Here is a 23,753-nt window from a genome sequence, read left to right on the forward strand (position 1 = left end):
TTTTAAAAAATAGCATGTTTTTTCCTTATAAGAAAAAATCGGCAGAATATTGCTTAATTAATAGAATAACACAGGTTCCTGCAACCTGTGTTATTCTTGGTAAAATATTTTACATAAAAGATTTTAATTTACCTGCTATTTTCTTTGGATTTTCCTGTCCAGTTATCGTGCTGCCGACAATAATAATATCTGGATGGTTTTCCACAATGTCTGGCATTACACCTTCGTTAATCCCGCCAGCAACAGCTACTGCTAAGCCTGTTCCTTCTGTTAATTTGAATAAATCTTTATGAAAAGCTCCTGTACTTTGCTGATCTTTTCCTACGTGAAGGCATACCAGTTCTGTCCCTAATGAAGCTAATTCTTCTACTCGATGTTTGGATTGCATGCCCAGTAAATCAATCATTATTTGTCCGCCTCGTTTGTCTGCTTCCTGCAATGCATCTTTAATAGACGCATTAGCTGAGAAGGCCATCACTGTCGTTATATCTGCCCCTGCTTCCAGGGCCTGTTTCACCTCATGTTTCGCTGCATCACAGGTTTTCATATCTGCCAGAATTGTTTTATATGGAAAAAGCTCACGCATCTCACGAATAATGGACATACCATATTCTTTAATAACTCCTGTACCAATTTCAATAATATCGACATATTCCTTTGTATCCTCTGTCAGTTGAATACATCTGCCCCTTGATAATCTATCCAATGCTAATTGCAGTCTCATTGTCTGTCCTCCTTAACGTTCAATACGTTCTACTTCCCCCAGTCTCTCTTGAACATCTTCGTAGTATGGAAGTCCCTCATTATCTCCAGCAATACTGACAACCATGGAACCGATCGTATTAGCAAAGTGCAGACTGCGCTCTAAGTCCCAGCCATTTAAAAAACCATAAAGAAATCCAGCATCAAATCCATCACCCGCACCGACTGTATCCACAACTTTTGAAGCTTTCACAGGATCCGCTTTGATTGTCTTTCCTTGATGGTATCCAACTGACCCAAGCTCGCCGCGTTTAATTATAACGGTTGGAATATTAAATTCCTTTGTTTTCTCTATAATTGCTTCCGGTTCACTCTCTCCGACAATAATATCCATTTCATCTTCACCAGTAAGTAAAATATCCACATGTGGAAGAATAGTTAATAATACTTTCCTCGCCTCTTCTTTTGTCCACATTTTAAGACGGATATTGGGGTCAAAAGAAATTTTCACACCATGCTTTTTGGCAAGACGAATAGATTCCATCATGACTTCTAAATTGTTTCCGCCAATTGCTGGAAAGATACCTGTCAAATGCAGTACACGTGCATTTTTAATATATGACTCATTTAATGCTTCTGGTTTCATGGTTAATGTAGGCGACTTATCACGGTAAAAAAAAACTTTTACACTGCCATCCTCCATAATTTCTTTAAAATTTAATGAAGTAGGATAACCGTCTACTAAATTCACTTCTTTTACATCAATTCCTTCGCCTCTTGCAAAGGTAAGAATCGTCTTACCAAACTCATCATTTCCCAGACGGCTGATATATCCTGTATTTAGGCCGAGTCTGGAACAGCCGACCGCAACATTAAGTTCGGCACCTCCGATATGTTTTTTAAACCCATTTACAAATTTCATCGGACCTGTCGCATCTGGATTAAAAACAATCATTGCCTCTCCCATAGTAATAACATCTTTCATTCTATTCCCTCCAAAATTCATTTCTAGCGTTTAATTGATCGTAATTTTCCGTTTTCCGAAATAATCACTTCATCCGCCATATTTGCGAATATTCCTGTTTCTACTACACCAAGTAGCGATTTTATTTCCTTATGCAGTTTTTCTGGCTCATCAATCGTTTCAAATTGACAATCAATAATATAATTGCCGTTGTCCGAAACAAATTGCTTTTCATTCCGATAGCGTAAGGTTGTTCGACATCCTAGTTTTTGGATCCTTTTTTCAGTTATTTTCCAGCCAAAGGGAACTACTTCTACAGGTAAAGGAAATGCTCCTAATCTTTTAACCAGTTTATCTGCTCCTGCAATAACAATAAAATAATCGGCAATATTATCTACCATCTTTTCACGAAAAAGTGAACCTCCGCCTCCTTTAGAAAGATGAAGCTGCTCATCTATCTCATCTGCTCCATCAATAGCAAGGTCTATATAATTATTCTCAGTAAAAGTTGTCAGCGGAATTCCAAGTTCCCTTGCTAATTTCTCTGATTTTTTAGAAGAAGGAATCCCCTTTATCTGAATTCCTTCTTCTTCTATTCGCTCAGCAAGTTTTCTTAACATATAATTTACCGTTGAACCAGACCCTATTCCAAGTATCATTCCATCTTTTACTTTTTCAGCTGCTTTTTCTGCAGCACGCTGTTTATCTGATATTTCCATCATTTTAAACTTCCTTCCTCTTAGAGTTCTTCATTAAAACAAGGCTGGATTAATTAATTTAGGAATATAGAATGCAATATTCGGGAAGAATGCAACGAACAACAGAACGATCAAGATAATTGCAATATATGGAATTACTGCTACAAAGGATCGTTCTATCGACATATTCCCTATCTTCGCGGCGAGTAATAGACAGAGCCCATACGGCGGCGTAATTAGGCCAATAGCAAGTGTAATAACCACCATTAATCCTAAATGCACTGGGTCTATTCCAAATTCTAAAGCAGTTGGTAAAATAATCGGAACAAACAAAATCATCGCTGGAATGGCATCCATAAATGTGCCAACAAACAAGAAGAAGGCAATAATAATAATAATAAATAACCAACGTGAACCAATATTATTATCGAAAAACTCCTGCGCTATTGCCCCTAGCTGATAATAACTCATTAATTCTCCAAGTGCACTGGCTGCCGCAAGTGCAAATAAAGATAGAGAGCTAAGAGCTAACGTATCAAATAATATCTTTGGAAAATCTTTTATTTTTAATGTTTTATAATAGAACATACAAACAATTGCTGTATAAATCGATGCTACTGCTGCAGCTTCTGTAGCTGTGAAAAACCCAGTTATAATACCGCCAATGATGATGACAGGTGTTAATAATGCAGGAAAAGCATCGAGAAATAATTTGAAAAGTTTTTTCATCTCCACACGTTTATCTCTTGGATAGTCCTTTTTAACAGCTATCACGTAAATTAATATCATCATAGCTAAACCAATTAAAATCCCCGGGATGATTCCTCCCAGAAATAGAGCTCCCACCGAAGCATTCGTCAGTCCAGCAAAAATAATCATCGGAATACTTGGAGGAATAACCACTCCAACTGTTGAAGATGCTGCGGTAACCCCAACAGATGTTTCTTTATCATAGCCTTTACGAAGCATGCTTGGAATAAGAATTTTACCTACACCAGCTGTATCTGCCTGTGCTGCCCCAGATACACCTGCAAACATCATCGAAACGAGCACATTCGCATGTGCTAGCCCCCCACGAATCGGTCCAACAATGGCTAACGCAAAGTCAATCAATTTTTCAGATATTTTTCCCGAATTCATCAAGTTGGCTGCCAGAATAAATAGCGGAACAGCTAATAGTACGAACGAATCAAGGCCATTCACCATTGACATAGCAACGGTTGCTTCTGGTGTATAAGGGATACTTAAAATACCGATTAAAGCAATAATTCCAATTACAAAAGCAATCGGTACACCGATAATCATTAATACTAAGAATAAACCTACGAGCAAAAATCCCATTATTCATGCACCTCCTTGACTTTAAGCTTCTGTACATGCTGCACCATGTGAAACAACGTATAAATCAACATTGTCCCTGCCATAATTGGTATCGCAATCCATACATACCCCATCTTCATGTCTGGAAGCGTTGACCATGTATAATTCCAAAATTCACTGACAATCTGTAAACCTAGTAAAAAGATGCATACATTAAAAATAATTAAAACGGTATCATTAAAAAGACTTAAATAAATACGTTTTTTCCCTTGAAGCTTTTGCTGCAGGAAATCAAAATTAAAATGTTCTCGGCGATTTACCATAATAGCCGCTCCCATAAATACTGCCCAAATAAATGAATAGTTTGCCGCTTCTTCTGTCCAGATGACGGAGATTCCTAAATGTCTCGTTATAATTTGTAAAACAATGACACAAAAGAAGACACATAGGAAAAGAACTCCGATAACAATTTGTACTTTCTCCAACGCTTGTATAAATTTTTTCATGTGATCTCCCCCTTACTCTTCTGCTAGAGTGCGGATTTTCTCAAGCATTTCTTCTACTTCAATTTCCTTTGCAAATTCATCTAAAATAGGTTGCGCCACTTCAATAAATGGTTCCCGATCTACGTCATTGATCTCAGCTCCATCATCAATTGCCTGCTGTTTATATTCTTCATCTTGTTCTAAAGTCACTTCTCGTTCTGTTTCAACAGAAGCTTCTGCCGCATCCAAAATAATTTGCTGCTGATCTGCACTTAAATTATCAAACTTCTCTCCATTCATTAGAAGAAAACGTGTGGTATAATCATGCGCCGTCTCACTGATATACTTTCCATTTGGTGTGGTATGGTGAGATTGCTGTACAAAGAAAGGGTATGCGTTTTCAGAAGAATCTACCACATCCTGCTGTAACCCTTGATATAATTCTCCCCACGAGATCCCGGATGGAATAGCACCCACCTGCGTCCAGAAGTCAGATACTACGCCTGATGTCTGTGTTCGAAACGATAATCCTCTCATATCCTCCACTGTTTCAACTGGTCTTTTCCCATAGTAATGCCTTGTCCCTGCTGACCAATAACCTAAAAGCTTAAATGAGTTATTCGATTTTTCATTAATAATTTGTGCCATCTCTTCTCCAACTTCTCCATCTACCGTACGAAGCCAATGGTCATAATCCGTAAATAAGTACGGAGCAGAGAATAAATCAACCTCTCGAATACCTGCCTGTGTCATAAATCCAGGTGAAACAACGACAACATCAGCAGCCCCCAGCTGAATTTTTTCCACTAGTTCAGATTCCTCTGTTCCAATTGTTCCAGCATGAACCTCCACTTCTATCTTGCCATCTGACTCTTCTTCCACGACTTCTTTAAATTTCAAAAGTCCAGCTTGGTAAGGATTATCTGGTGATGTCTGGTTGTGTGCTGCAATAATTTTCAGCGTACCATCGTCCTCGACTTCGAGTTCGTCATTCCCACAAGCTGTTAAGAAAAGACATACTATAGTAAACACACTAAAAATGAAAGCGCATTTATTAAATTTCATAGTGTGTATCCTCCTTCTATATAATTAAAAATGAAATGCATGAAAGCGTTGCTAGCAGAAACGAGTACTAATCAAGATGAGGCCCTAACTTTAACCTCGTTTCTGCAATTCACTTTTCTATTTATCTATTTCTTACTTTGCTAATTCTATAAATTCCTTCGCACGTGCTGTCAATTCTTGATAATCTTCTTCTGTTTTTAGTTTAGAAGCATCAACTAAGTTACTGCCAAGGCCGACTGCCGCACTGCCATTATCCAGATATTCTTTCAAATTATCCTTGGTAATTCCGCCTGTTACCATCGCTGTTACATGAGGAAGCGGCCCACGGATATTTTTAATATACTTTGGCCCCATTGCATCAGCAGGAAATACCTTTACCATCCGGGCGCCATGTTCATATGCAGTTGTTATTTCAGTTGGTGTTAAAACACCTGGGATATGCTCTATTCCATAGCGCTGACAAAGCTGCAATGTTTCTAGATTCCATGTCGGCGCAACAACAAACGCAGCTCCTGCTAAAATAACAGAACGTGCTGTCTCTGGGTCCAGTACAGTACCAGCACCAACTTTAATCGATTCATCTACATTTGCGACTGCTTTTTTAATAATCGCATTCACATTTGGTGTTTCCGCAGTAATTTCTACATGATGAATCCCGCCTTCTGCCAAAGCTTCCAGAATTCCTACAATATTTTCTTCACTAGATTTGCGAATAACAGCTACTACTTTCTCTTTTTTGATTCCTTCAATAATAGTCATTTCAAAGTCTCCTATTCTAAATTAGTATGTTTTTGATTCAGACTTGCTTCACTGCGATTTCCTGGATATGCCTTCAATAAATAAACAACCATGCTGTCTAAGACAAGATGCGCAGACTGATCAAACTGACTTCCTAGCGGCTGAATGGTTTTTGGTTCTGCTTCTAACCGTTTTTTTGTAGCGGCTGGAATGCGGACAATCAAATTGCTGTACTCGCCAATTGCTGATTGTGGATTTGTTGTAACCAATGCAACGGACGCTTCAATTTCGTTTGCTTTTTTCGCATAATGTAAAAGAGATACTGTTCCGCCAGAACCGGATATTAATAATAATAAGTCGCCTGATTCCAGACTTGGTGTAATTGTTTCTCCTACTACAAATACCGGATAGCCACTGTGCATCAAACGCATTGCAAACATTTTCCCCGCAAGACCAGATCTGCCTGTTCCCGCAATAAATATTCGATTTGCTTTTTGAATTTTCTCCGCCAGTTCTACCGTTTGATTTGCATCAACCTGTGTCAATACTTCCTGCATCTCTCCAGCTACTGTTTCCAATATATCTTTCATATAGAGTATCCTCCTTAACAAGATTTTCTTCGTACAAGAATTGGCTTGAATCGTACTGTTTCCGAATGTTTATCAGTTTTTTCTTTTAAAATGACTTCAAATAAGTTTTCAGCTGCTTTTTTTCCCATATCAAAAGCAGGCTGAGAAATTGTTGTAAGGGGCGGATTATAGAAATCCGCGAAAGATACATCATCCACATTAATGATTGCTACATCATCTGGTATCCTCATATTTCTCTTATTTAAAAATGAGAGTATCTCATGCAGCACACGATCATTAATGGCAAAAATAGCATCTGGATGTTTGTCCTTTTGAAACAATGCATCTAGCTTTTCATATATCGTACTGATCTTCCCGGTAACTAAAGAAATTTTTGGACTGTCTTTGCCTTTCTGCTGAATAAATTTTTGAAAAGCATTTACACGCTCCACTCTTGGTGTTACCTGTTCAAGTAAAGGCGGACTAATCATTGCGATATGCTTATAACCACCCTCCAATAAAGTATCGGCAGCTAGTCTTGACGCTTCCTCATTGTCCAAAAGTATCGAATCTACCTTCAATTCTTTTACAATTCGGTCCATAAACACTAATGGATACTCCTCGTCCAAAAGCTGTTGATATAGCTCTACATTACCGCCAGTAGGAAAAGCAATAATTCCATCCACCTGTTTAGCCTTTAGCATTTCAATATATTTTTTTTCTTTCTCAGGTTGATCATCTGCATTGCATACAATCACATGGAATCCTTTGTCATGACAAAAATCCTCAATTGCTCGTATTACCTGTGTTGAAAATACATGAAGAATATTTGCTACAATAACACCGATGGTCGTTGAGGTTTTCTGCTTTAGGCTGCGAGCCACCATATTTGGATAATAACCTAAATCCTTCACAGACTGTTCAATTTTGATACGTGTCTCTTTGCTCATATAATCGAAACGACCATTCAAATATTGAGAAATTGTACTTTTAGACACTCCTGCATGCTTAGCAACATCTGCCATTGTTATTGTTTTCATCTGCTTCACCTGTTTAACTCATTATTTATAAATCGGTTTAGTAAATCGATTTAGGTGTAGTATAAATCAATAGAAAGCGTTTTACAAGTCTTTTTTTAATTGCTACCATGCTAAAAGGCAAGCAACAAAATACTTTGCTTACCTTTTCTAAAAATAATATCACTAATAGGGATAATAGCCATACGGCGGATATGGATAGTATGGAGGATAAGGATAATATGGCGGCGGTCCTCCTATGTCATCTAGCAGTAACCCTGTCGCCAATCCTCCCAAAAAAGGCACGCCAAATCCAAATACAGGATTCCCATAAAATGGTCTTGGATGGTGATATGGCCTTCTGACTTCTTGATAATTGAATTGATTATTTAATCCGGCAGGGTTATAAAAGTTATATGGATACATCCCCTGCTGATTTTCTGCAGGTACTTTGAATTCATTCATTCCATTGCCCTCCTTCCATTGCTTCCTACCAAGATATGCATTTACCCAGGGAAGTGATAATTGAAGGCTTTTCTTATTTTTATTCCCACCGCAGACAACTTATTTTTTCTGCAAGTGTGTTAAACTAAAAGAAAAATCAGACAAAACAACAGGAGGCGGAAGAAATGAAGAAGCAACATTATGCAATCATCGATATTGGCTCCAACACTATGCGTTTAGTCATTTACGAAAAAACAAAGGGGAACCGGCTGAAAGAAATAGAAAACGTTAAAGCCTCCTCCAGACTGCGTACCTTCTTAGAAGAAGATAATACCTTAAACCAGGCCGGGATTGACCGTTTAATTGATACATTGAAAAGCTTTCAGGAAGTGCTGGCTACCTATACCTTACAGGACACCATCTGTGCGGCTACAGCAGCTGTCCGGCAAGCAGAGAATAAAAAAGAAATTGAAACCCAAATCGTGGAGCGGACAGGATTAAATATCCGTATTTTAAGTGAACAGGAAGAAGCCTACTATGGCTATTTAGCAGTTATCCATTCTACCTCTCTCACAGAAGGAGTTACCGTAGATATCGGCGGGGGAAGTACGGAAGTGACCTATTTTGAGAACCGCGAACTCAAGGAATCACACAGTTTTCCTTTTGGGGCGCTTACCTTAAAGGATTTCTTCCACAAGCCCATTCCGACAACCGAAGAGCTCTCCAAGCTGCGTCATTATTTAAAGGAACAATTTGCAACACTTCCATGGCTGGCGGACAAAGAGGTCAAATTGGTTGCTATCGGTGGAAGTGCGCGTAACCTGGCTCAAGTCCATCAAAATCTGGAGTCTTATCCGCTTGCAGGTCTGCATGAGTATCAAATGTTCCAAAAGGATATTATGGAAGTAAGCAATCATTTGACCTCCCTGAAACCAACTAAATTAGCTAAAGTAGAAGGACTTTCCAAAGACAGAGCGGACATTATTATTCCAGCAATCGAAGTCTTTCACTGCCTCTATCAGACGGTTCAGGCAGAAAGCTTGATCCTAAGCCGTAAAGGGCTGCGGGATGGCGTATTGTATGAGCATTTAGCCAAGCAATCCGATTCCTCCCTCTTTCCAAATGTATTAGAGGAAAGCATTCAGGAGCTCGTGAATGACTTTGACCTGAATCGTAAACATATCAGCCATGTCCAAAACCTGACCGGGCAAGTATTTAATTTTTGCAAAGAAAATGGACTGATTCATCTGGACAAGCAGGACCGGAAGCTGCTTAAAATGGCAAGCTATTTATTTAATCTCGGAGAATATATTGATTCCGAGTCAAGCCCGCAGCATACCTTCTACCTTCTGGCTAATCGTACCATTGATGGATTAGAGCACCGGGAACGTCTGAAGCTTGCACTGGTTGCTTCGTTTAAAAATAAAACCGTCTTCAAGCAATTTATTCAGCCCTATAAATCATGGTTCCTAAAGGAAGAGCGCCAGAAATTATTAGATTTGGGATCTTTATTAAAATTCACTTATTGCTTAGACGCGACCAAAAGGCAGATTGTCGAAAAAATAGAGTTTACATCAAAGAAAAAGACCCTCATTATTCGTATATATACAAAAGGCAATCCCATGCCGGAAGAATACCAGGCAGAAAAACAGAAAAAGCATCTGGAAAAAGCAATTGGAAAAGAAGCAGATCTGGAATTTATTGATTTGTAATGGTAAGAAGGTAAGCTTGCATGGGCACTATTACAGGTCCAATGTTGTCAGGTTAATGAATTTTCTTAAATATTACACAGATAGTAATAAAACCTATCTAGCGACGGTTTTTGATGGGACGAGTAATCGCAGTCCCAGAGGAAAAATACGTAGACTCCTATGGGAAAGCGAAGTGTGAAGACCCCGCAGAAAAAAAGCGAACTTCTTTTTTTCGAGGAGGCTGAGCGCAAGCCCATGGAAAGCGTAGTGTTTTTCCGCAGCGGTCGCAAGAACCTGACAACATTGATTACAGACCCCTCCTGCCAAAACAAATTGTTCACACAAACTTTACACCTCTTTAACATACTTTATGCGGAAAAGGATTATGATATATATAGGACTAAAAAAGGGATGGTGTGATATGGACAAACAAATAAAAAATGTCAATTCATCAGCCTCCTACAATAACAGGGAGCTGAGCTGGCTCTCATTTAATAAACGTGTATTAGAAGAAGCAGACGATGTAAGCAACCCGTTGCTCGAACGGCTGCGGTTCTTATCCATCTTTTCATCCAACTTAGATGAATTCTTTATGGTCCGGGTAGCCGGATTAAAGGATCAGGTAAAAGCAGGATTTAACCGGCCGGATGACAAATCAAACCTGACGCCAAAGCAGCAGCTCTCTTCTATCGCATCCTTAAATCATGACTTGGTAGAGCAGCAGTATCACCTGTTTAAACAGGTGCAGGAGGAATTAGAAACACAGCAGATTCGTCTTTTTCAAATGTCGGAATTATCTGCAGAATCATTATATATACTGGAGCAGTATTTTGATGAACAAATTTATCCGATTCTTACACCGATGGCCATCGATGCCTATCGCGCTTTTCCAATGCTGTTAAATAAATCGTTAAACCTGGCCATTCAGCTGGAAGACGAATATGAACAAGAACAGCATCAGAAGAAAACAGCGATTGTCCAAGTACCTGCATTGTTAGACCGGTTTATCCAGATTGATGATGCGCACCACTATGTGCTGTTAGAAGATGTCATTCGGTTTTTTATCCATAAACTTTTTAAGGGATATCGGGTGATTTCAACAAGCACTTTTCGTATTACCCGCAATGCAGATATGAATATCCATGAGGATAGCGCGCATGATTTATTAAAGGAAATTGAAAAAGAGCTGAAGAAGCGCAAATTTGGAGAGGCTGTCCGTTTAGAAATGAATGCCATGGAGCAGGACCCTTCCATTACTTCTTTCCTGCTGCATGAGCTGGAAATTCATGAAAAGGATTTGTACATTGTAGATGGCCCGCTCGATTTAACGTGTTTAAATGATTTTTATGATCAAGTCAAGCATGACTTTGAGTATCTTATTTATGAAACATTTATCCCGCAGCCGGCACAGGATATCCATGAGGATGAAACGGTATTGGAAGCTGTCAGAAAAAGAGATCTCTTCCTCCATCATCCATATGAATCCTTTGAACCGATTGTTGATTTAATGCGTGAAGCGGCAGATGATCCCGACGTATTGGCGATTAAGCAGACACTCTATCGTGTCAGCGGGGATTCGCCGATTATCGCCAGTTTAAAGCGGGCGGCGGAAAATGGGAAACAAGTAACCGTCCTGGTGGAGTTAAAAGCTCGATTCGATGAGGCGAATAATGTAGAGTGGGCAAAACAGCTGGAAATCGCCGGCTGCCATGTCATCTATGGAATGATTTCATTGAAAACCCACAGTAAAATCACGTTAATTGTCCGAAAGCATGAAAATCGGATTGAACGGGTCGTCCATCTCGGCACCGGAAATTATAACGACCAGACGGCTAAATTTTACACAGACATGTCTTTTTTAACGACCAAGCGCAAATACGGCATCGATGCCACCAATTTCTTCAATTATTTGAGCGGTTATACCGAAAAGCCTGATTTTCATCATTTATCCATGGCGCCATTTGATATTCGCAATGACCTAATTCAGCTTATCGATCAGGAAATCACGTTTCACAAGGAATATAACAATGGACGGATTATTGCCAAAATGAATTCGCTGACAGATAAACCTTTAATCAAAAAGCTTTACGAAGCTTCTCAAGCCGGCGTGCAAGTGGATTTGATTGTCCGCGGTATCTGCTGTCTACGTCCCGGCATTCCAGGCGTCAGCGAGAATATCCGCGTACTGAGCATTGTCGGGCGTTTCTTGGAACATAGCCGCATCTACCTTTTCCATCATAATGGTGACATCAATATTTTCCTGTCCTCCGCGGATTTGATGACGCGAAACATGATTAAACGGGTAGAGCTGATGTTTCCTATCTTTGACCCCCGGATAAAAAATCGTATTAATGATATCCTCGACATCATGCTCCGTGACTCTAAAAAAGCACGGCAGCAGGCAAATGACGGCACTTATTCGCATGTTCAGCCGGATGATGAAGCTTTGAATAGCCAATTAAAATTATTTGAACAGGCGATGGATGTATTTGCTTGAAAGTAGAGATCAAAGGCTGTGAGCTGACAGCCTTTGATTTTTTTATGTTCAATTCATCGTCAGTCTTGCAGAAATAAATCCTCCCTCAGCATCCATATTGCTATTGAGAACAAACTTCCATATACTAGAACATAAGAAGAAGTTGAACTTTTACAATAGGTATCTTTCTATTTACTAACAAAATACAAGGAGTCTTGGAAATGAAAATTACAGAAATAACGATGCATCGGATGAATATGCGAATGAAAAACCCGTTCACGACAAGTTTTGGAACAGAACAGGATCGTGAATTTATCATTTTAGAAGTAAAGGATGCGGATGGAACCGTTGGCTGGGGAGAATGTGTTACCTCCGAGTCCCCTCTTTATATTGAAGAATTTACAAAAGCTGCCTGGGTGATGCTCGAAGAATATTTAATCCCTCTTACTCTCGGCCGTGAAATTAGCCATCCCGATGAGCTGACAGAGCTATTCGAGCCGTTTAAGCGCAATAACTTAGCAAAAGCAGCGATTGATGCAGCTGCCTGGGATATTTATGCTAAACAGCAGGGTGTTTCTCTGGCAGAGGCTATCGGCGGATGCAGAACAGAAATTGAAGTCGGGGTCAGCCTCGGCATTGAAGATGATATGGAGCGTCTGCTTACCAACATTAAAGAAAAAACAGCAGAAGGCTATAAGCGAATCAAAGTGAAAATCAAACCTGGCAAAGACGTAGAAGTTGTCAAGGAAATCCGCGAGCATTTCCCTGATATTCCGCTGATGGTTGATGCGAACTCTGCTTACACACTGGATGATGTGGAAACCTTAAAGCAGCTGGATCCGTATAACCTGATGATGATTGAACAGCCGTTAACCGCCGGCGATTTAATTGATCATGCGGAGCTCCAAAAGCATATCAAAACACCGATTTGTCTGGATGAAAGCATTCATTCCTATGATGATGCAAGACAAGCCATTCAATTAGGAAGCGGTAAAATCATTAATATGAAAGTCGGCCGTGTCGGCGGGATTACAACAATGAAACGAATTCATGAGCTATGTAAAGAAGCAAATGTGCCAATGTGGTGCGGCGGCATGCTCGAATCAGGCGTAGGCCGTGCACATAATATTGCAATTACCTCCCTCTCAGCATTTACGCTACCTGGAGACACCGCAGCTTCCTCCCGCTATTGGGAAGAAGATATCATTGACCCAGAAGTATTTGTCAAAGACGGAATCGTACAAGTCCCTGTTTCTCCGGGAATCGGATATGAAGTTAACCGTGAGAAATTAGCAAAATACACGGTTCAGAAAGAAACATTTAAATAATCAACTCCATCTTGAGAAGAGACATTTAGACAGTATCGATTTCTGTCTGAATGCCTCTTCTCTTTTTCTTGTTTAAAATCAATTATGTTATTTCAAAGTTCGTACATACTAAGCGGAGGAATTATTTTTTTATAAAACGAAACGGACCATTACTGCCTGTCTGATTTCCCGTTTTAAAATGACGTATTTTCTTGATTTCTTGTAATAGAAGACTTACATTACAGCCCGCCTAACAGCGATAAAGAATAGCCATTTCCCAATAACGTGCATAGAATATAAAATCCTAGAAAATCACTTGGTTTTAAATATATATCTATTCTAGAAATTGTGCTTTAACTGGATATTTTCTTATCATTTCAAAATAAAGCATTTTCTTTGCTCGCGATAAGCACAATCCCAGGATGAAGACCCCACAGAAAAAAATAAAAACACATCCAAAGCAACTATCTTGAAATCAAAATAGAATCGTTGTATAGTTTAATCCGTACTATTTTTGTTGGATTTCTGAAGAACATTTTATTGAAGGAGGATTATTACCAAATGGATAATTGGTTTGTATTATTAAATATAGTTGTCTTAGTGGCATTAATTGGTTTACTTATCTATATGCAGAAAAAACATGTCTCCTTTGCCAAACGTGTATTTACAGGTATGGGAATTGGAATTGTGTTAGGAGCTCTGTTCCAGGTTATCTATGGAGAAGGGTCCGATATTCTTACAAGCACGCTTGATTGGTACGATATTGTCGGCAGCGGATATATTCGTTTCCTCATGCTGATTGTCGTTCCGCTCGTTATGGTTTCCATTATTCGTGCCATTATTAATCTGAATGAAACCAAGCAGCTTGGTAAAATGGCCGCATGGGTGATTGGCGTACTTATTTCGACAACACTTGTTGCAGCAACACTCGGTGTTGTAACCTCTCTCGTCTTTGATTTGAATGCAGAACAAATCGAAGCAGGGCATGAAGAAACAGAACGCGGTGCTTCCATGCAGGAAAACTTTGAATCCATGGAAGAAGAAACAACCCCGCAGCGTATTATTAACTTTATTCCAAACAATATCTTCTTAGATATGACTGGGGAACGTTCTACCTCCGTTATTGCCGTGGTTATTTTCTCTGTTCTCGTCGGGATAGCCACACTTGGGGTGAGCAGGAAACAGCCGGAACAGGCAGAACGGTTTACACGAATGGTGAATGCCGTATTTGCGATTGTCATGCGGCTTGTAACACTAATTTTGCGCTTAACTCCATTTGGCGTATTAGCACTGATGACGAATATGGTGGCCACGACAAACTTTGCAGGCATTGTACAACTTGGTAAATTTGTAATTGCGTCCTATGTCGCATTGATTGTCATGGTTCTTATTCACATGCTCATCGTCAGCGGATTCAAATTAAATCCGATTACTTTTATGAAAAAAGTGTTCCCGGTACTCGGGTTTGCCTTTACTTCCCGTTCCAGTGCAGGAGCGATTCCGTTGAATGTTACGGCACAGAAGGAAGCGCTGGGCGTGGATGACGGAGCTGCCAATATGTCCGCATCCTTTGGCGCAACCATGGGGCAAAATGCTTGTGCAGGTATTTATCCTGCGATGCTGGCCGTTATGATTGCTCCAACTGTCGGTATTGATCCAACGTCACTTGACTTTATTGTACAGCTTGTCTTAATTACAGCAATCAGCTCCTTTGGTGTCGCTGGAGTCGGCGGCGGAGCAACATTTGCAGCGATTATCGTTCTGTCCTCTATGGGACTGCCAATCGCACTAGCCGGTCTGTTGATTACCGTTGAGCCGCTTATTGATATGGGCCGTACCGCAGTCAATGTCAACGGCAGCATGGTTTCAGGTACTGTCACTTCCAAAGTGCTCGGCAACCTGGATGAGAAGAAATTTAATAATAAAGATGCCGTAGTAGAAAACACTGGCATTTAAGTCTTTAAAAAAGCAGTTATCTCGGGTATGTGAGATAACTGCTTTTTTATCAAATAAATCTAATCCGCCTGCATTCCCCCATCTACATTGTACAATGCACCATGCACAAACGACGCTTCATCCGATGCCAGGAATCGGACAATCTGTGCAACCTCATCAGGCGCGCCAAACCTTCCGACCGGAATCCCTTGTTTTAAAGCTTCTCCTGATTTTTCCGGTTCCCCGGGCGTTAAATTATTTTGAATATCTTGAAGCATCTGTGTATCAATGGCAGCAGGGGCTACCGCATTCACACGAATCCCTAACGGAGCAGTTTCTAATGCTGCCGTCTTCGTTATTCCTGCAACCGCATGCTTGGAGGCTATATAACCGACCATTCCCGCTGAACCGATATAGGCAGCATTAGATGCTGTATTAATCACTCGTCCATGTCCTTGTATTTTCATTTGTTGAAGCACATGTTTTAAACCTAAAAACACCCCGGTAACATTAATCGACATAATCTGTTCAAAGGTATCCTTATCCAAATCAGTAATTTCCGCAACAGGACCATTAATTCCTGCATTATTAAAGAAAACATCGATGCGGCCAAATTGATCAACCGTTTCCTGAACATACTTCTTTACGTCTTCTTCCTTCGTTACATCGGCTTGAATTATGCCCACATTTTCCGGATTATCCGTGAGAGATTCCTTTGCTTTTGCTAAGGATGATTCATTAATATCGACTAAAACAACCTTTGCACCTTCATTCAGAAATAATTTTGCAGCTGCTTGACCAATTCCGCCGGCTCCACCAGTTATTAATACCACCTTATCTCGCATATAACACCTCTCCTTTATAGTATCTTCTTTTCTATTTTACGTAAACGCTTACAAAACTACAAATAATTGGCTTTTTTGATGCAGCACCTTTATTTTCAAGAAAAAATGAAAACACTATGTATTCCCGCCCAAGCCGCTGCAATGCTTAATAAAGCAGATGTGATAACGTACCAGAAAGCTGCCAGCCACTTGTTATCCAGCAGCAAATCAATTACTTCCTTCCCAAAAGTAGAAAAGGTCGTATATCCGCCGCAAAAGCCGACGCCTAACAACAGCCACAGCTCGAAAGGCAAATCAAGCCTATATAGAACTCCCAGCAAAAGAGAGCCGGACACATTAATAATCCAGGTCGCGACAGGAAAGATAATGCCTTTTTCTGCCTTTAACGGCTTCATATATTCACTGATGATGTAACGCAATAATGCACCAAAGGCACCGCCTGCCCCTACTAAAAACATTGGAATGATGCCTCCTTCTGCTTGTTATACTTTCCTGATTCGTACATAGACAACACGCGCTGTCCAAACTCCTGCCCCGGCAAAAATGACTCCCACAACCACGCTTATCCCAATATAAAGCAAAGCCATGGGCAAGGTTAACAGCAATGCATCTAATGCAAAGGCAGAGAATGTTGTAAATGCGCCTAGAAACCCGGTGCCAAACGTCAAAGCCCATACCTGGCGATCATGTCTGGAAAGCGAAACAAGCGTCAGTAAAAAGCCTAACAAGAAGCAGCCGATGATGTTTACTGTCATCGTTGCCGTTGGAAAAGTCAGATCGCCAAACCATAGACTGATTCCATAACGGGCTATTGCTCCCAAAAAAGCCCCGATCATCACAAATAGATAATTCATCGTACCACCATACCTTTATCCGTACATTATTCATATGAATAGAACATGTATAATTTAATCCTTACCAGCGGAGAAAGCAAGTATTTTGGGATAACCAATTCCTTATTCATTGAAACTTTTCTTCCTTTCATCCGTAATTATAGTGCAGATAAATTTGGGAGGTAAGAAACGTATGGAGTATATATCCATTATTCAAATCTTTTTAATCCTGATGTTTTTCCTTTTCAGCTATCTTATTTTAATACGCAAAAACTATTATATCATCAGCGGATTTCATTCGAGTACATCAGAGGAGCAGCAGAAAATGATTCAGGCAGGCTATCCGCGTGCTGTCGGCAAGATGACGATGCATATAGCCATTATTTTAACCCTTGGCTTCCTGCTCCAGCTTTTTCATGTCCCTTATGCAATTGAGGGTTCATATATCGTGATGCTTATCGTTATATTTATTGAATCCTTTTGGATGACGAAAAAGATAAAAAAGAAATCTCGAAGGATAAACAAAACGGTGTTAGGCCTCTCCCTCATATTAGTTATTGTCGTTTTCGCCATCCCTTTTATACCAAATACACTGGAAATAAACGAAGGCTCCTTTGAAATGACAGGTTTATATGGAGAAGCATGGGCGTATTCGGATATAGAAGATATCTCCCTCTACGACGAACTTCCTGAAACCACGATACGCACAAACGGCATTTCCTTGTTTGGCAAACATCTTGGGAATTATCGCATCGAGGAATGGGGATCCGGGAAACTATTTATCCGTTCCAATGAGGCCCCATTTATTGTTGTTCATACCGAGGACAGCTTTGTTATTATAAATACGGGGCAGGCAGATAAAACTAGAGAGCAATATCAGCAGCTGGAACAGGCATATCAGCAATATAATAATGATTAGAAAAAGCTGTCCAGCACGGGCAGCTTTGTTTTGATCACTATTATTTATTTCAAAAATGCAGGATTTTCATATGCCGGATCAGGATATTTATAAAAACCTTCTCCAGATTCAATCCCAAATTTCCCCGAAGCAATTATTTTATAAGCACGCTTATCCCTCTCTATAAAAAATAAAGCAGCTTGGAGCTGCGTTATGATTTAGCATCCCCAAACTGCTTTCATTAATTCCATTCTTTAAACCGGGCAATCATTTGCTTCAGCTTTTTCTCCAGCTTTCCTTCTCCCTCACGCTGTTTTTTCCATTCATTGTAGCTGGCGATACTGATAAACAATATTCCAGCAATCAGAAGATACGCCCACCAAGGGAGATTGCCCCAATAAGGCCGTGTCTGATAAATCACATTAAATAAGAGGGTTCCAATTCCGACAAAGAAATAGGATTTCAATTGATAATGCATCCCTGCAAGCAAGGAAGCAATAGATAACACTCCGATAATCAATGCATCCATTATCGTAGCACTCTGAATCGCATCCGCAATCAGGTACACCGTAACCAGAATCAACAGCACGGTCTGCACATGCCGCATCACCGGCTCGTAATCATTCCATGTTTTCTTAGACAAAATAATTGCCAAAGCAAGAACCGGCAGCGCATGAAGCTCCGCATAAAGCACTTCAGGAATGGCATTGATATAATGATCAAGCACCAGATAATACGGCGGTAAACAAGCTATGCCGCCAAGACTGATACATATTTTCTGCAGCATCTGACTCCCCACACGATCCTGCTGCAGGAAAAACCAGGAAGCGAACAAGCCAAGCGGAATGACAGTCAGCCAAATCGTATCCAGCTCATTTGCCCAGTTCAATGCAAAAACGAGATAGGCAACTGCCATCAGAGAATACCAGTCTACCGCCCGCAGAATTCCCTCAGAAGTAATATACAGTTTTGAGAATAAATATCTGCCGGCCGCTGTTAATATGCCAAATCCAATGGTATACATCAGCCATAATTGAATCGTTTCCTCAAATACCCCTTGTATTTGCCATAAATAGATGGAGAAAAATAAAGGCACCACAAGGTATAATGTCCAGCTTCGCATATGCAGGAAATATAAATTCACTATAATCAGTCCGGCAAAGATGAGAAGCTGCCAAAACACCTCTACTGCAGATAAAAATACGCCCATACCTAAAACCAGATTCATAAACGGAATGAGAAAATATTCTATCCGCCGCTTCCACACCGCTGATACTGCTGCCCAGACTGCCATCATAACAATCCCTGCAATCAGCCATGCATAAACAAATGAAATAGCTGCCATCCATTCATAATGAGAAATGAAGGATACTACTGCTCCAAGCAGCATCAGTAACCCAGCATATAAAGCCGTTTTTATCTCCCATTCTTTTTCCTTTGTCAGTGCCGTATAGGTATAGATTGCCAGCGGCACCAGCCAGACTGCCGGATAAAGGATAGGACGTGCTACACTGTCCCCTGCAATAAGGAAGACAAGGAATAAAAGCACCGCATGCGCAAAATAGAAGAAATACGGCTTTAAGCCGGCATCCCATTTCCCTAAATAGCGTTCCACCGCTAAGAATACAATGGGCAGGCCAAGCATAAACCAGACAAAGCCATCCAACGTATCAATCGAAAATGTGCGCAGCAGCGATACATAAAATCCTAAACTTACCGCCGCAGCCAGACCCCAAAACACAGGCTTCCCAGTAAAACGGACCAGCCAATAAACGATGCCGATTCCTATCAGCAGAATGGCAGGTCTTACAAATATTTCATCTCCGGTAAATCCAACAAACAGCAGAAGCATAGCGAATAGATAGCTTCCTTGACCCGTATAGAACGTTGTCCGGGTCAATTCCTGCTGCTTTCTCTGCTTCCAGATAAGGCTGATTCCAAGCAGCACGACACCGGCGGCCGCCAGTTGAAAAGGAATATCCAGCTGACTGCGGTAAACATAGGATGCTTCCGCAAATTCAAAGTAAAGAATATACATGGCCAACAGCCAATTAATTGGAACAGCCCAGGAAGCAACTTGCTTCTCCAACGTTTTTTTCAATACCACAGTCATATAGAAAGCAACGACGCCTAGCAAGGCAAATATAATTGCAATCTCCACGAACTCAAGCAGAATCAGCTTACCCAGGATAATGATTCCAATTACCGGCATCGACCAGAAATACATGCTTTTTTGTACAGCCTGCATATATGGAATCCGATTTTGAAAACCGATAAACAGAAATAAAATAATCATATAGAAAAACATAAAGTTAAGTATGCTTTCCGGAAAAAACGGATGCACTGCTAACGACCAAAACTGTATCCCGACCGCAATAAAGAATGCAGGAGCAATCCAGCGAAAAACGCCCCGTTTCGTCACCTCTGCAAGATAGACATAGGTGGCAGCAATAACAATATACGCCAGCAGCATAAACCAGGAATCCCCGTCAGCACGGATAATCAAGCCTTGAAAGCTGATGTAGAGAAAAGCAAAGCCCGAAATGACGCCGCTTATATAATAAAACGCCTTACTTGCAAAGCTGTCCTTCCGCATCACATAGGCAAATCCGAGATAAGCTGCCCCCATCAATGCATAAATTAACGTATCCGCTGTATATAAAAACGAATTCTCTGTCAGCTGGTAAATGCCATAAGCAAATAAAGCAGCAAAAACAAACTGATAGCCTTTCGTCTGATAGACGAACACCATCGCCATATAAAGAAATGCAGTCAAAAGCACATTAAAACTATAAAACACAGCCTGATTATAGACAAACAGCATTAATAACGTGGAAACAATCAGATTTAACTGTGCATAGGCCGGCAGTTCATGTAAAAACACACGAAATACCTCGCCCATCTCTTTCCGAAAACGATGATAAACGAATAACAAAGCACCGTTATACAGCATCATCAGGAAAAAGAACACATCCGTTGGAACTTGCAGCGCTGCAAGGAAAAAGCCGATAAAAAAGGATAAGAATATATAAAAAATCCATACAAATAATTTCGCTTTTGTCTTATAAGCGTTCCAAGCGTATAACGGAAGCGGGACAAGGGTACACAGCATTCCCAGCCAATAGCGCCCCTCCCCTGTTAACGTTAAATAATCGCCAAACAACCCGAAAAAGCCAATACCAATTATTGCAATCGGCAATAATAAACTTCCCAACGTCAAAAAAGCAAAAGCTGTCTTTTCGATTTTAAGAAAACGGGAGGACAAACCGCTGAGAGCTAAAAAGAAAATCGAAACGCCAAGCAGTGTCGCAACCTTTAACAAGGCTCCCATCTGATCCCAGGTGCTGGTGGCCACAACTAACCCGCTGATTAACAGAAAAGAAACTCCTAAAATCAGCAGCCAGGTAATATTCCTTTCCCTGACCTGCTCCGCTGTTTTCGGCTCGCGGACCGGCTTTGCTTTCTTCTGCTTTGCCGCTTCCCGCTCTTCTGGAGCCAACAGCCATTCTTTTTTATCCTTATTGCTCTGGAAAAACCCGGTTGATTGTTTTTCAACAGGCTTGCTGTCTGACTGTGAAAAAGAGGCCTCTGCCTCCTCCGGCTGATTTTGTTCTGCAGCCTGAAACCTTTCTTTAGAAGCTTCCTCTTCCGCATCCTCACGCGCTATCCCATCCATACTTTTATCTACCTGTTTCGCATATTCCTGATGGGCTGTTAAGATGCGTTTATAATCTTCCATGCTGATAAGATCTCTTTTTAATAATTCAATCAATTCTTCTTGCAAAATTTGGGCTCGATTTTTAGAATTCGAAATAACGTCCACGCCCCCTTTTCTAAGGTGAAGGATACTTTATGTATTCACTATAAGATTACATAATTTTTTAGTATCCGTAAACATCATTTATTCCTATCATATATATATGTAAAAAACCCCGCTTCTTCACACGGAAACGGGGCAGCTTCTTTCTTCATCCATGCAGAGAAAAAGTGTTACGCCTTCACATCAATGGAATGCCCTAAATTCGGATGCTGCGGCTGATCCAGCATTTTAATCAGCTCTGCATTTTGCGCTTCCGCATGATCCATGACTTTTCCCATTAAGCTGAAGGACACCTGTGTCTGCAAATTAGCCTGACTCATAATCATCGACATTTTTCCAACATCCACCTATCCATTCACCTCACTCTGAAAGATTTACGAATTACCTTTATTTTAACACAGTTTTCTGTCAAATGATGCATATTTTCTACTAAAACGGGAATAGGAAAATGAGCGGGTCGTGTATTGAAGAGATTTATGAAATTTTCCCCATTGAAAAGAATAGAATATTTTAAAAACGTATCTAAAACATTGGTAAGCACTTCGATTCATGATAAAATTCTAGTATTAGAATATAGAACTATTTCTAAAGCATCAGCTGCATAGGGATAAGCGGTGTCTGTAATGGATAATCGCTTAAAAATATACATAAAAAACATACATAATGACTAGAAACAGGAGCTGACGCTTCCTTTAGTAAATACTGCAGCTTCTATAATCCGGCTAAACCCTATACAGCCGTGCTTTCAAGCCATCCAATCTGCATGATCATGGAATAAAGGAGAGGAAACCGTTTGGCTAACGGATATATCATGTTCTTTTTTTTAGATGATTTTTTTATTAATCTTTGTGTCATCATCACTTTAACTGTGCTATACGTACCGATCCGATCAAAGTTAAAAATTACTGCCATGCCATTTTGGCAAAAAGGAATCATCGACGGGGTTCTATGCGGGCTAAACAGTGTGATGTTAATAATATTTTCAATTGAGGTCGCAGAAGGAGCACTAGTAGACCTGCGTTTCATACCAATTATGCTTATGATTCTGCTGGAAGGATTATTTCCTGCTGTCATTGCCAGTATCGTGGTGATTGCCGGCAGATTTCTCATCGGCGGAATGTCAGACTTTTCCGTATCCGCTGTCTTTTTAATGATTGCATTAGTGATTGGATTTCAATTAATTCATAAGCTATACCAGCCGCACAAAGGAAAAAGGACATATATAAAAGCGGTCGTGATGATTTTCTATTCCAATATCGTATTTACCATCACGATGATGTTCCATTTTCAAAATGATTATCTATCTCTGCTGAGCTTTTTACCTGTTTATTGTTTTATATCATTTGTCGGCGGACTGACTTCTCTGTTTTTCGTAAGATATCTGGGGAAAACTGAAATGCTTTTGGCGAAGTATAAAGAGGAAGTATCCACAGATTTTTTAACAGGCTTGCAAAATATGCGCTCCTTCGAAAAAGTGTGGGGACAGGTTGTCAATAAAGCAGTCATAAAAGAGGAGAAGCTGACTATATTATCGCTGGATATTGACCAGTTCAAGCAGATAAATGATACATACGGGCATCCGGCAGGCAACCAAATTTTAACGCAATTTGGTGACATTTTATCAAGAAATATCCGTTCATTTGATATGGCGTTCCGGAATGGCGGAGATGAATTTTCAATTGTGCTGCCAAACTGCAGTATTGAAAATGCGCTGGAGGTAGCCGAACGCATACTGGAGGACGTGAAGGCGCACCCCTTCCAGATTTCTAAAAAGGAAAGTATTTATATCACTGTCTCGATTGGTGCGGCAACTTATCCCGACACCTGCAGCAACCCGCTTCAAATCATCCATCAGGCGGACGAAGCATTATATAAAGCAAAACATTCAGGTAAAAACCAAGTATATCCTGCTAAAACGTCATCTCCGAATGAACTGTAAAACCTTTC

Annotated in this window: 21 protein-coding genes; 6 read left to right on the forward strand and 15 right to left on the reverse strand. The window is 40.3% G+C overall.

Annotated features, from left to right (window positions below; translation table 11 throughout):
* Nucleotides 1-109: 109 nt before the first annotated feature.
* The 10 genes from hxlA to MKX55_RS19060 form a co-directional block, all read right to left on the reverse strand.
* The gene (gene hxlA / locus MKX55_RS19015; RefSeq protein WP_339234168.1) at nt 110-724 is read right to left on the reverse strand and encodes a 3-hexulose-6-phosphate synthase; all 615 of its coding nucleotides are present in this window, start codon (nt 722-724) and stop codon (nt 110-112) included.
* 12 nt (nt 725-736) lie between these two features.
* Complete coding sequence (locus MKX55_RS19020) at nt 737-1,687, reverse strand: sugar kinase (protein ID WP_339234170.1); 951 nt, start codon at nt 1,685-1,687, stop codon at nt 737-739.
* Between the two features lie 23 nt (nt 1,688-1,710).
* Complete coding sequence (rpiA, locus tag MKX55_RS19025) at nt 1,711-2,385, reverse strand: ribose 5-phosphate isomerase A (RefSeq protein WP_339238583.1); 675 nt, start codon at nt 2,383-2,385, stop codon at nt 1,711-1,713.
* Between the two features lie 33 nt (nt 2,386-2,418).
* Nucleotides 2,419-3,705: a TRAP transporter large permease gene (locus MKX55_RS19030; RefSeq protein ID WP_339234173.1), complete on the reverse strand. Its 1,287-nt coding sequence runs from the start codon at nt 3,703-3,705 to the stop codon at nt 2,419-2,421.
* Nucleotides 3,705-4,190: a TRAP transporter small permease gene (locus tag MKX55_RS19035; RefSeq protein ID WP_339234175.1), complete on the reverse strand. Its 486-nt coding sequence runs from the start codon at nt 4,188-4,190 to the stop codon at nt 3,705-3,707. The genes MKX55_RS19030 and MKX55_RS19035 overlap by 1 nt, the downstream gene beginning before the upstream one ends.
* Nucleotides 4,191-4,202: 12 nt before the next feature.
* Complete coding sequence (locus tag MKX55_RS19040) at nt 4,203-5,234, reverse strand: TRAP transporter substrate-binding protein (protein ID WP_339234178.1); 1,032 nt, start codon at nt 5,232-5,234, stop codon at nt 4,203-4,205.
* A 132-nt stretch (nt 5,235-5,366) separates the two neighbouring features.
* Entirely contained in the window at nt 5,367-5,993 is a 627-nt protein-coding gene (locus MKX55_RS19045) for a bifunctional 4-hydroxy-2-oxoglutarate aldolase/2-dehydro-3-deoxy-phosphogluconate aldolase (protein ID WP_339234180.1), read from the reverse strand.
* Between the two features lie 11 nt (nt 5,994-6,004).
* Nucleotides 6,005-6,562: a 6-phospho-3-hexuloisomerase gene (gene hxlB, locus MKX55_RS19050; protein WP_339234182.1), complete on the reverse strand. Its 558-nt coding sequence runs from the start codon at nt 6,560-6,562 to the stop codon at nt 6,005-6,007.
* Nucleotides 6,563-6,576: 14 nt separating this feature from the next.
* Entirely contained in the window at nt 6,577-7,590 is a 1,014-nt protein-coding gene (locus tag MKX55_RS19055; protein ID WP_339234184.1) for a LacI family DNA-binding transcriptional regulator, read from the reverse strand.
* 153 nt (nt 7,591-7,743) lie between these two features.
* Complete coding sequence (locus MKX55_RS19060) at nt 7,744-8,022, reverse strand: spore coat protein (protein ID WP_339234186.1); 279 nt, start codon at nt 8,020-8,022, stop codon at nt 7,744-7,746.
* Nucleotides 8,023-8,186: 164 nt separating this feature from the next.
* On the opposite strand from MKX55_RS19060, the gene ppx reads away from it, so the two are divergent.
* The 4 genes from ppx to MKX55_RS19080 all read left to right on the forward strand — a co-directional run bounded on the left by ppx (nt 8,187) and on the right by MKX55_RS19080 (nt 15,431).
* Nucleotides 8,187-9,713, forward strand: coding sequence for an exopolyphosphatase (ppx, locus tag MKX55_RS19065; RefSeq protein ID WP_339234188.1), 1,527 nt, complete (start codon nt 8,187-8,189; stop codon nt 9,711-9,713).
* A 400-nt stretch (nt 9,714-10,113) separates the two neighbouring features.
* On the forward strand, nt 10,114-12,189 hold the full coding sequence (locus MKX55_RS19070; protein ID WP_339234190.1) for an RNA degradosome polyphosphate kinase: 2,076 nt from the start codon (nt 10,114-10,116) through the stop codon (nt 12,187-12,189).
* Between the two features lie 200 nt (nt 12,190-12,389).
* Complete coding sequence (gene menC, locus MKX55_RS19075; protein ID WP_339234192.1) at nt 12,390-13,496, forward strand: o-succinylbenzoate synthase; 1,107 nt, start codon at nt 12,390-12,392, stop codon at nt 13,494-13,496.
* Nucleotides 13,497-14,036: 540 nt separating this feature from the next.
* Entirely contained in the window at nt 14,037-15,431 is a 1,395-nt protein-coding gene (locus MKX55_RS19080) for an L-cystine transporter (protein WP_339234193.1), read from the forward strand.
* 59 nt (nt 15,432-15,490) lie between these two features.
* Here MKX55_RS19080 and MKX55_RS19085 read toward each other — a convergent pair whose 3' ends face one another.
* The 3 genes from MKX55_RS19085 to MKX55_RS19095 all read right to left on the reverse strand — a co-directional run bounded on the left by MKX55_RS19085 (nt 15,491) and on the right by MKX55_RS19095 (nt 17,109).
* Nucleotides 15,491-16,255: a glucose 1-dehydrogenase gene (locus MKX55_RS19085; protein WP_212928359.1), complete on the reverse strand. Its 765-nt coding sequence runs from the start codon at nt 16,253-16,255 to the stop codon at nt 15,491-15,493.
* 95 nt (nt 16,256-16,350) lie between these two features.
* Nucleotides 16,351-16,713, reverse strand: coding sequence for a fluoride efflux transporter CrcB (gene crcB, locus MKX55_RS19090; protein WP_339234195.1), 363 nt, complete (start codon nt 16,711-16,713; stop codon nt 16,351-16,353).
* 24 nt (nt 16,714-16,737) lie between these two features.
* Nucleotides 16,738-17,109, reverse strand: coding sequence for a CrcB family protein (locus tag MKX55_RS19095; protein WP_339234197.1), 372 nt, complete (start codon nt 17,107-17,109; stop codon nt 16,738-16,740).
* 172 nt (nt 17,110-17,281) lie between these two features.
* Between MKX55_RS19095 and MKX55_RS19100 the strand changes: the two genes are divergently transcribed.
* Nucleotides 17,282-18,007: a DUF3784 domain-containing protein gene (locus MKX55_RS19100; protein ID WP_339234200.1), complete on the forward strand. Its 726-nt coding sequence runs from the start codon at nt 17,282-17,284 to the stop codon at nt 18,005-18,007.
* 220 nt (nt 18,008-18,227) lie between these two features.
* Here MKX55_RS19100 and MKX55_RS19105 read toward each other — a convergent pair whose 3' ends face one another.
* Nucleotides 18,228-21,809, reverse strand: a complete 3,582-nt coding sequence (locus MKX55_RS19105; protein WP_339234202.1) for a hypothetical protein — start codon at nt 21,807-21,809, stop codon at nt 18,228-18,230.
* Between the two features lie 167 nt (nt 21,810-21,976).
* Nucleotides 21,977-22,153, reverse strand: a complete 177-nt coding sequence (locus tag MKX55_RS19110; protein WP_077601790.1) for a YjfB family protein — start codon at nt 22,151-22,153, stop codon at nt 21,977-21,979.
* Nucleotides 22,154-22,599: 446 nt separating this feature from the next.
* Here MKX55_RS19110 and MKX55_RS19115 point away from each other — a divergent pair, with 446 nt between their 5' ends.
* The gene (locus MKX55_RS19115; protein WP_339234205.1) at nt 22,600-23,745 is read left to right on the forward strand and encodes a diguanylate cyclase; all 1,146 of its coding nucleotides are present in this window, start codon (nt 22,600-22,602) and stop codon (nt 23,743-23,745) included.
* Nucleotides 23,746-23,753 lie beyond the last annotated feature (8 nt).

It is taken from the genome of Oceanobacillus sp. FSL W7-1281 (assembly GCF_037969835.1).
GTDB lineage: Bacteria > Bacillota > Bacilli > Bacillales > Amphibacillaceae > Oceanobacillus > Oceanobacillus oncorhynchi.

Coding starts and splice junctions, on each gene's coding strand:
- crcB (WP_339234195.1), bottom strand. CDS start 16,713: ATGTTTTTAGTAGGGGCAGGCGGTGCCTTTGGTGCATTATTGCGTTAC.
- hxlA (WP_339234168.1), bottom strand. CDS start 724: ATGAGACTGCAATTAGCATTGGATAGATTATCAAGGGGCAGATGTATT.
- MKX55_RS19070 (WP_339234190.1), top strand. CDS start 10,114: ATGGACAAACAAATAAAAAATGTCAATTCATCAGCCTCCTACAATAAC.
- MKX55_RS19035 (WP_339234175.1), bottom strand. CDS start 4,190: ATGAAAAAATTTATACAAGCGTTGGAGAAAGTACAAATTGTTATCGGA.
- MKX55_RS19100 (WP_339234200.1), top strand. CDS start 17,282: ATGGAGTATATATCCATTATTCAAATCTTTTTAATCCTGATGTTTTTC.
- MKX55_RS19020 (WP_339234170.1), bottom strand. CDS start 1,687: ATGAAAGATGTTATTACTATGGGAGAGGCAATGATTGTTTTTAATCCA.
- MKX55_RS19080 (WP_339234193.1), top strand. CDS start 14,037: ATGGATAATTGGTTTGTATTATTAAATATAGTTGTCTTAGTGGCATTA.
- MKX55_RS19045 (WP_339234180.1), bottom strand. CDS start 5,993: ATGACTATTATTGAAGGAATCAAAAAAGAGAAAGTAGTAGCTGTTATT.
- menC (WP_339234192.1), top strand. CDS start 12,390: ATGAAAATTACAGAAATAACGATGCATCGGATGAATATGCGAATGAAA.
- rpiA (WP_339238583.1), bottom strand. CDS start 2,385: ATGGAAATATCAGATAAACAGCGTGCTGCAGAAAAAGCAGCTGAAAAA.
- MKX55_RS19060 (WP_339234186.1), bottom strand. CDS start 8,022: ATGAATGAATTCAAAGTACCTGCAGAAAATCAGCAGGGGATGTATCCA.
- hxlB (WP_339234182.1), bottom strand. CDS start 6,562: ATGAAAGATATATTGGAAACAGTAGCTGGAGAGATGCAGGAAGTATTG.
- MKX55_RS19030 (WP_339234173.1), bottom strand. CDS start 3,705: ATGGGATTTTTGCTCGTAGGTTTATTCTTAGTATTAATGATTATCGGT.
- MKX55_RS19040 (WP_339234178.1), bottom strand. CDS start 5,234: ATGAAATTTAATAAATGCGCTTTCATTTTTAGTGTGTTTACTATAGTA.
- MKX55_RS19085 (WP_212928359.1), bottom strand. CDS start 16,255: ATGCGAGATAAGGTGGTATTAATAACTGGTGGAGCCGGCGGAATTGGT.
- MKX55_RS19095 (WP_339234197.1), bottom strand. CDS start 17,109: ATGAATTATCTATTTGTGATGATCGGGGCTTTTTTGGGAGCAATAGCC.
- ppx (WP_339234188.1), top strand. CDS start 8,187: ATGAAGAAGCAACATTATGCAATCATCGATATTGGCTCCAACACTATG.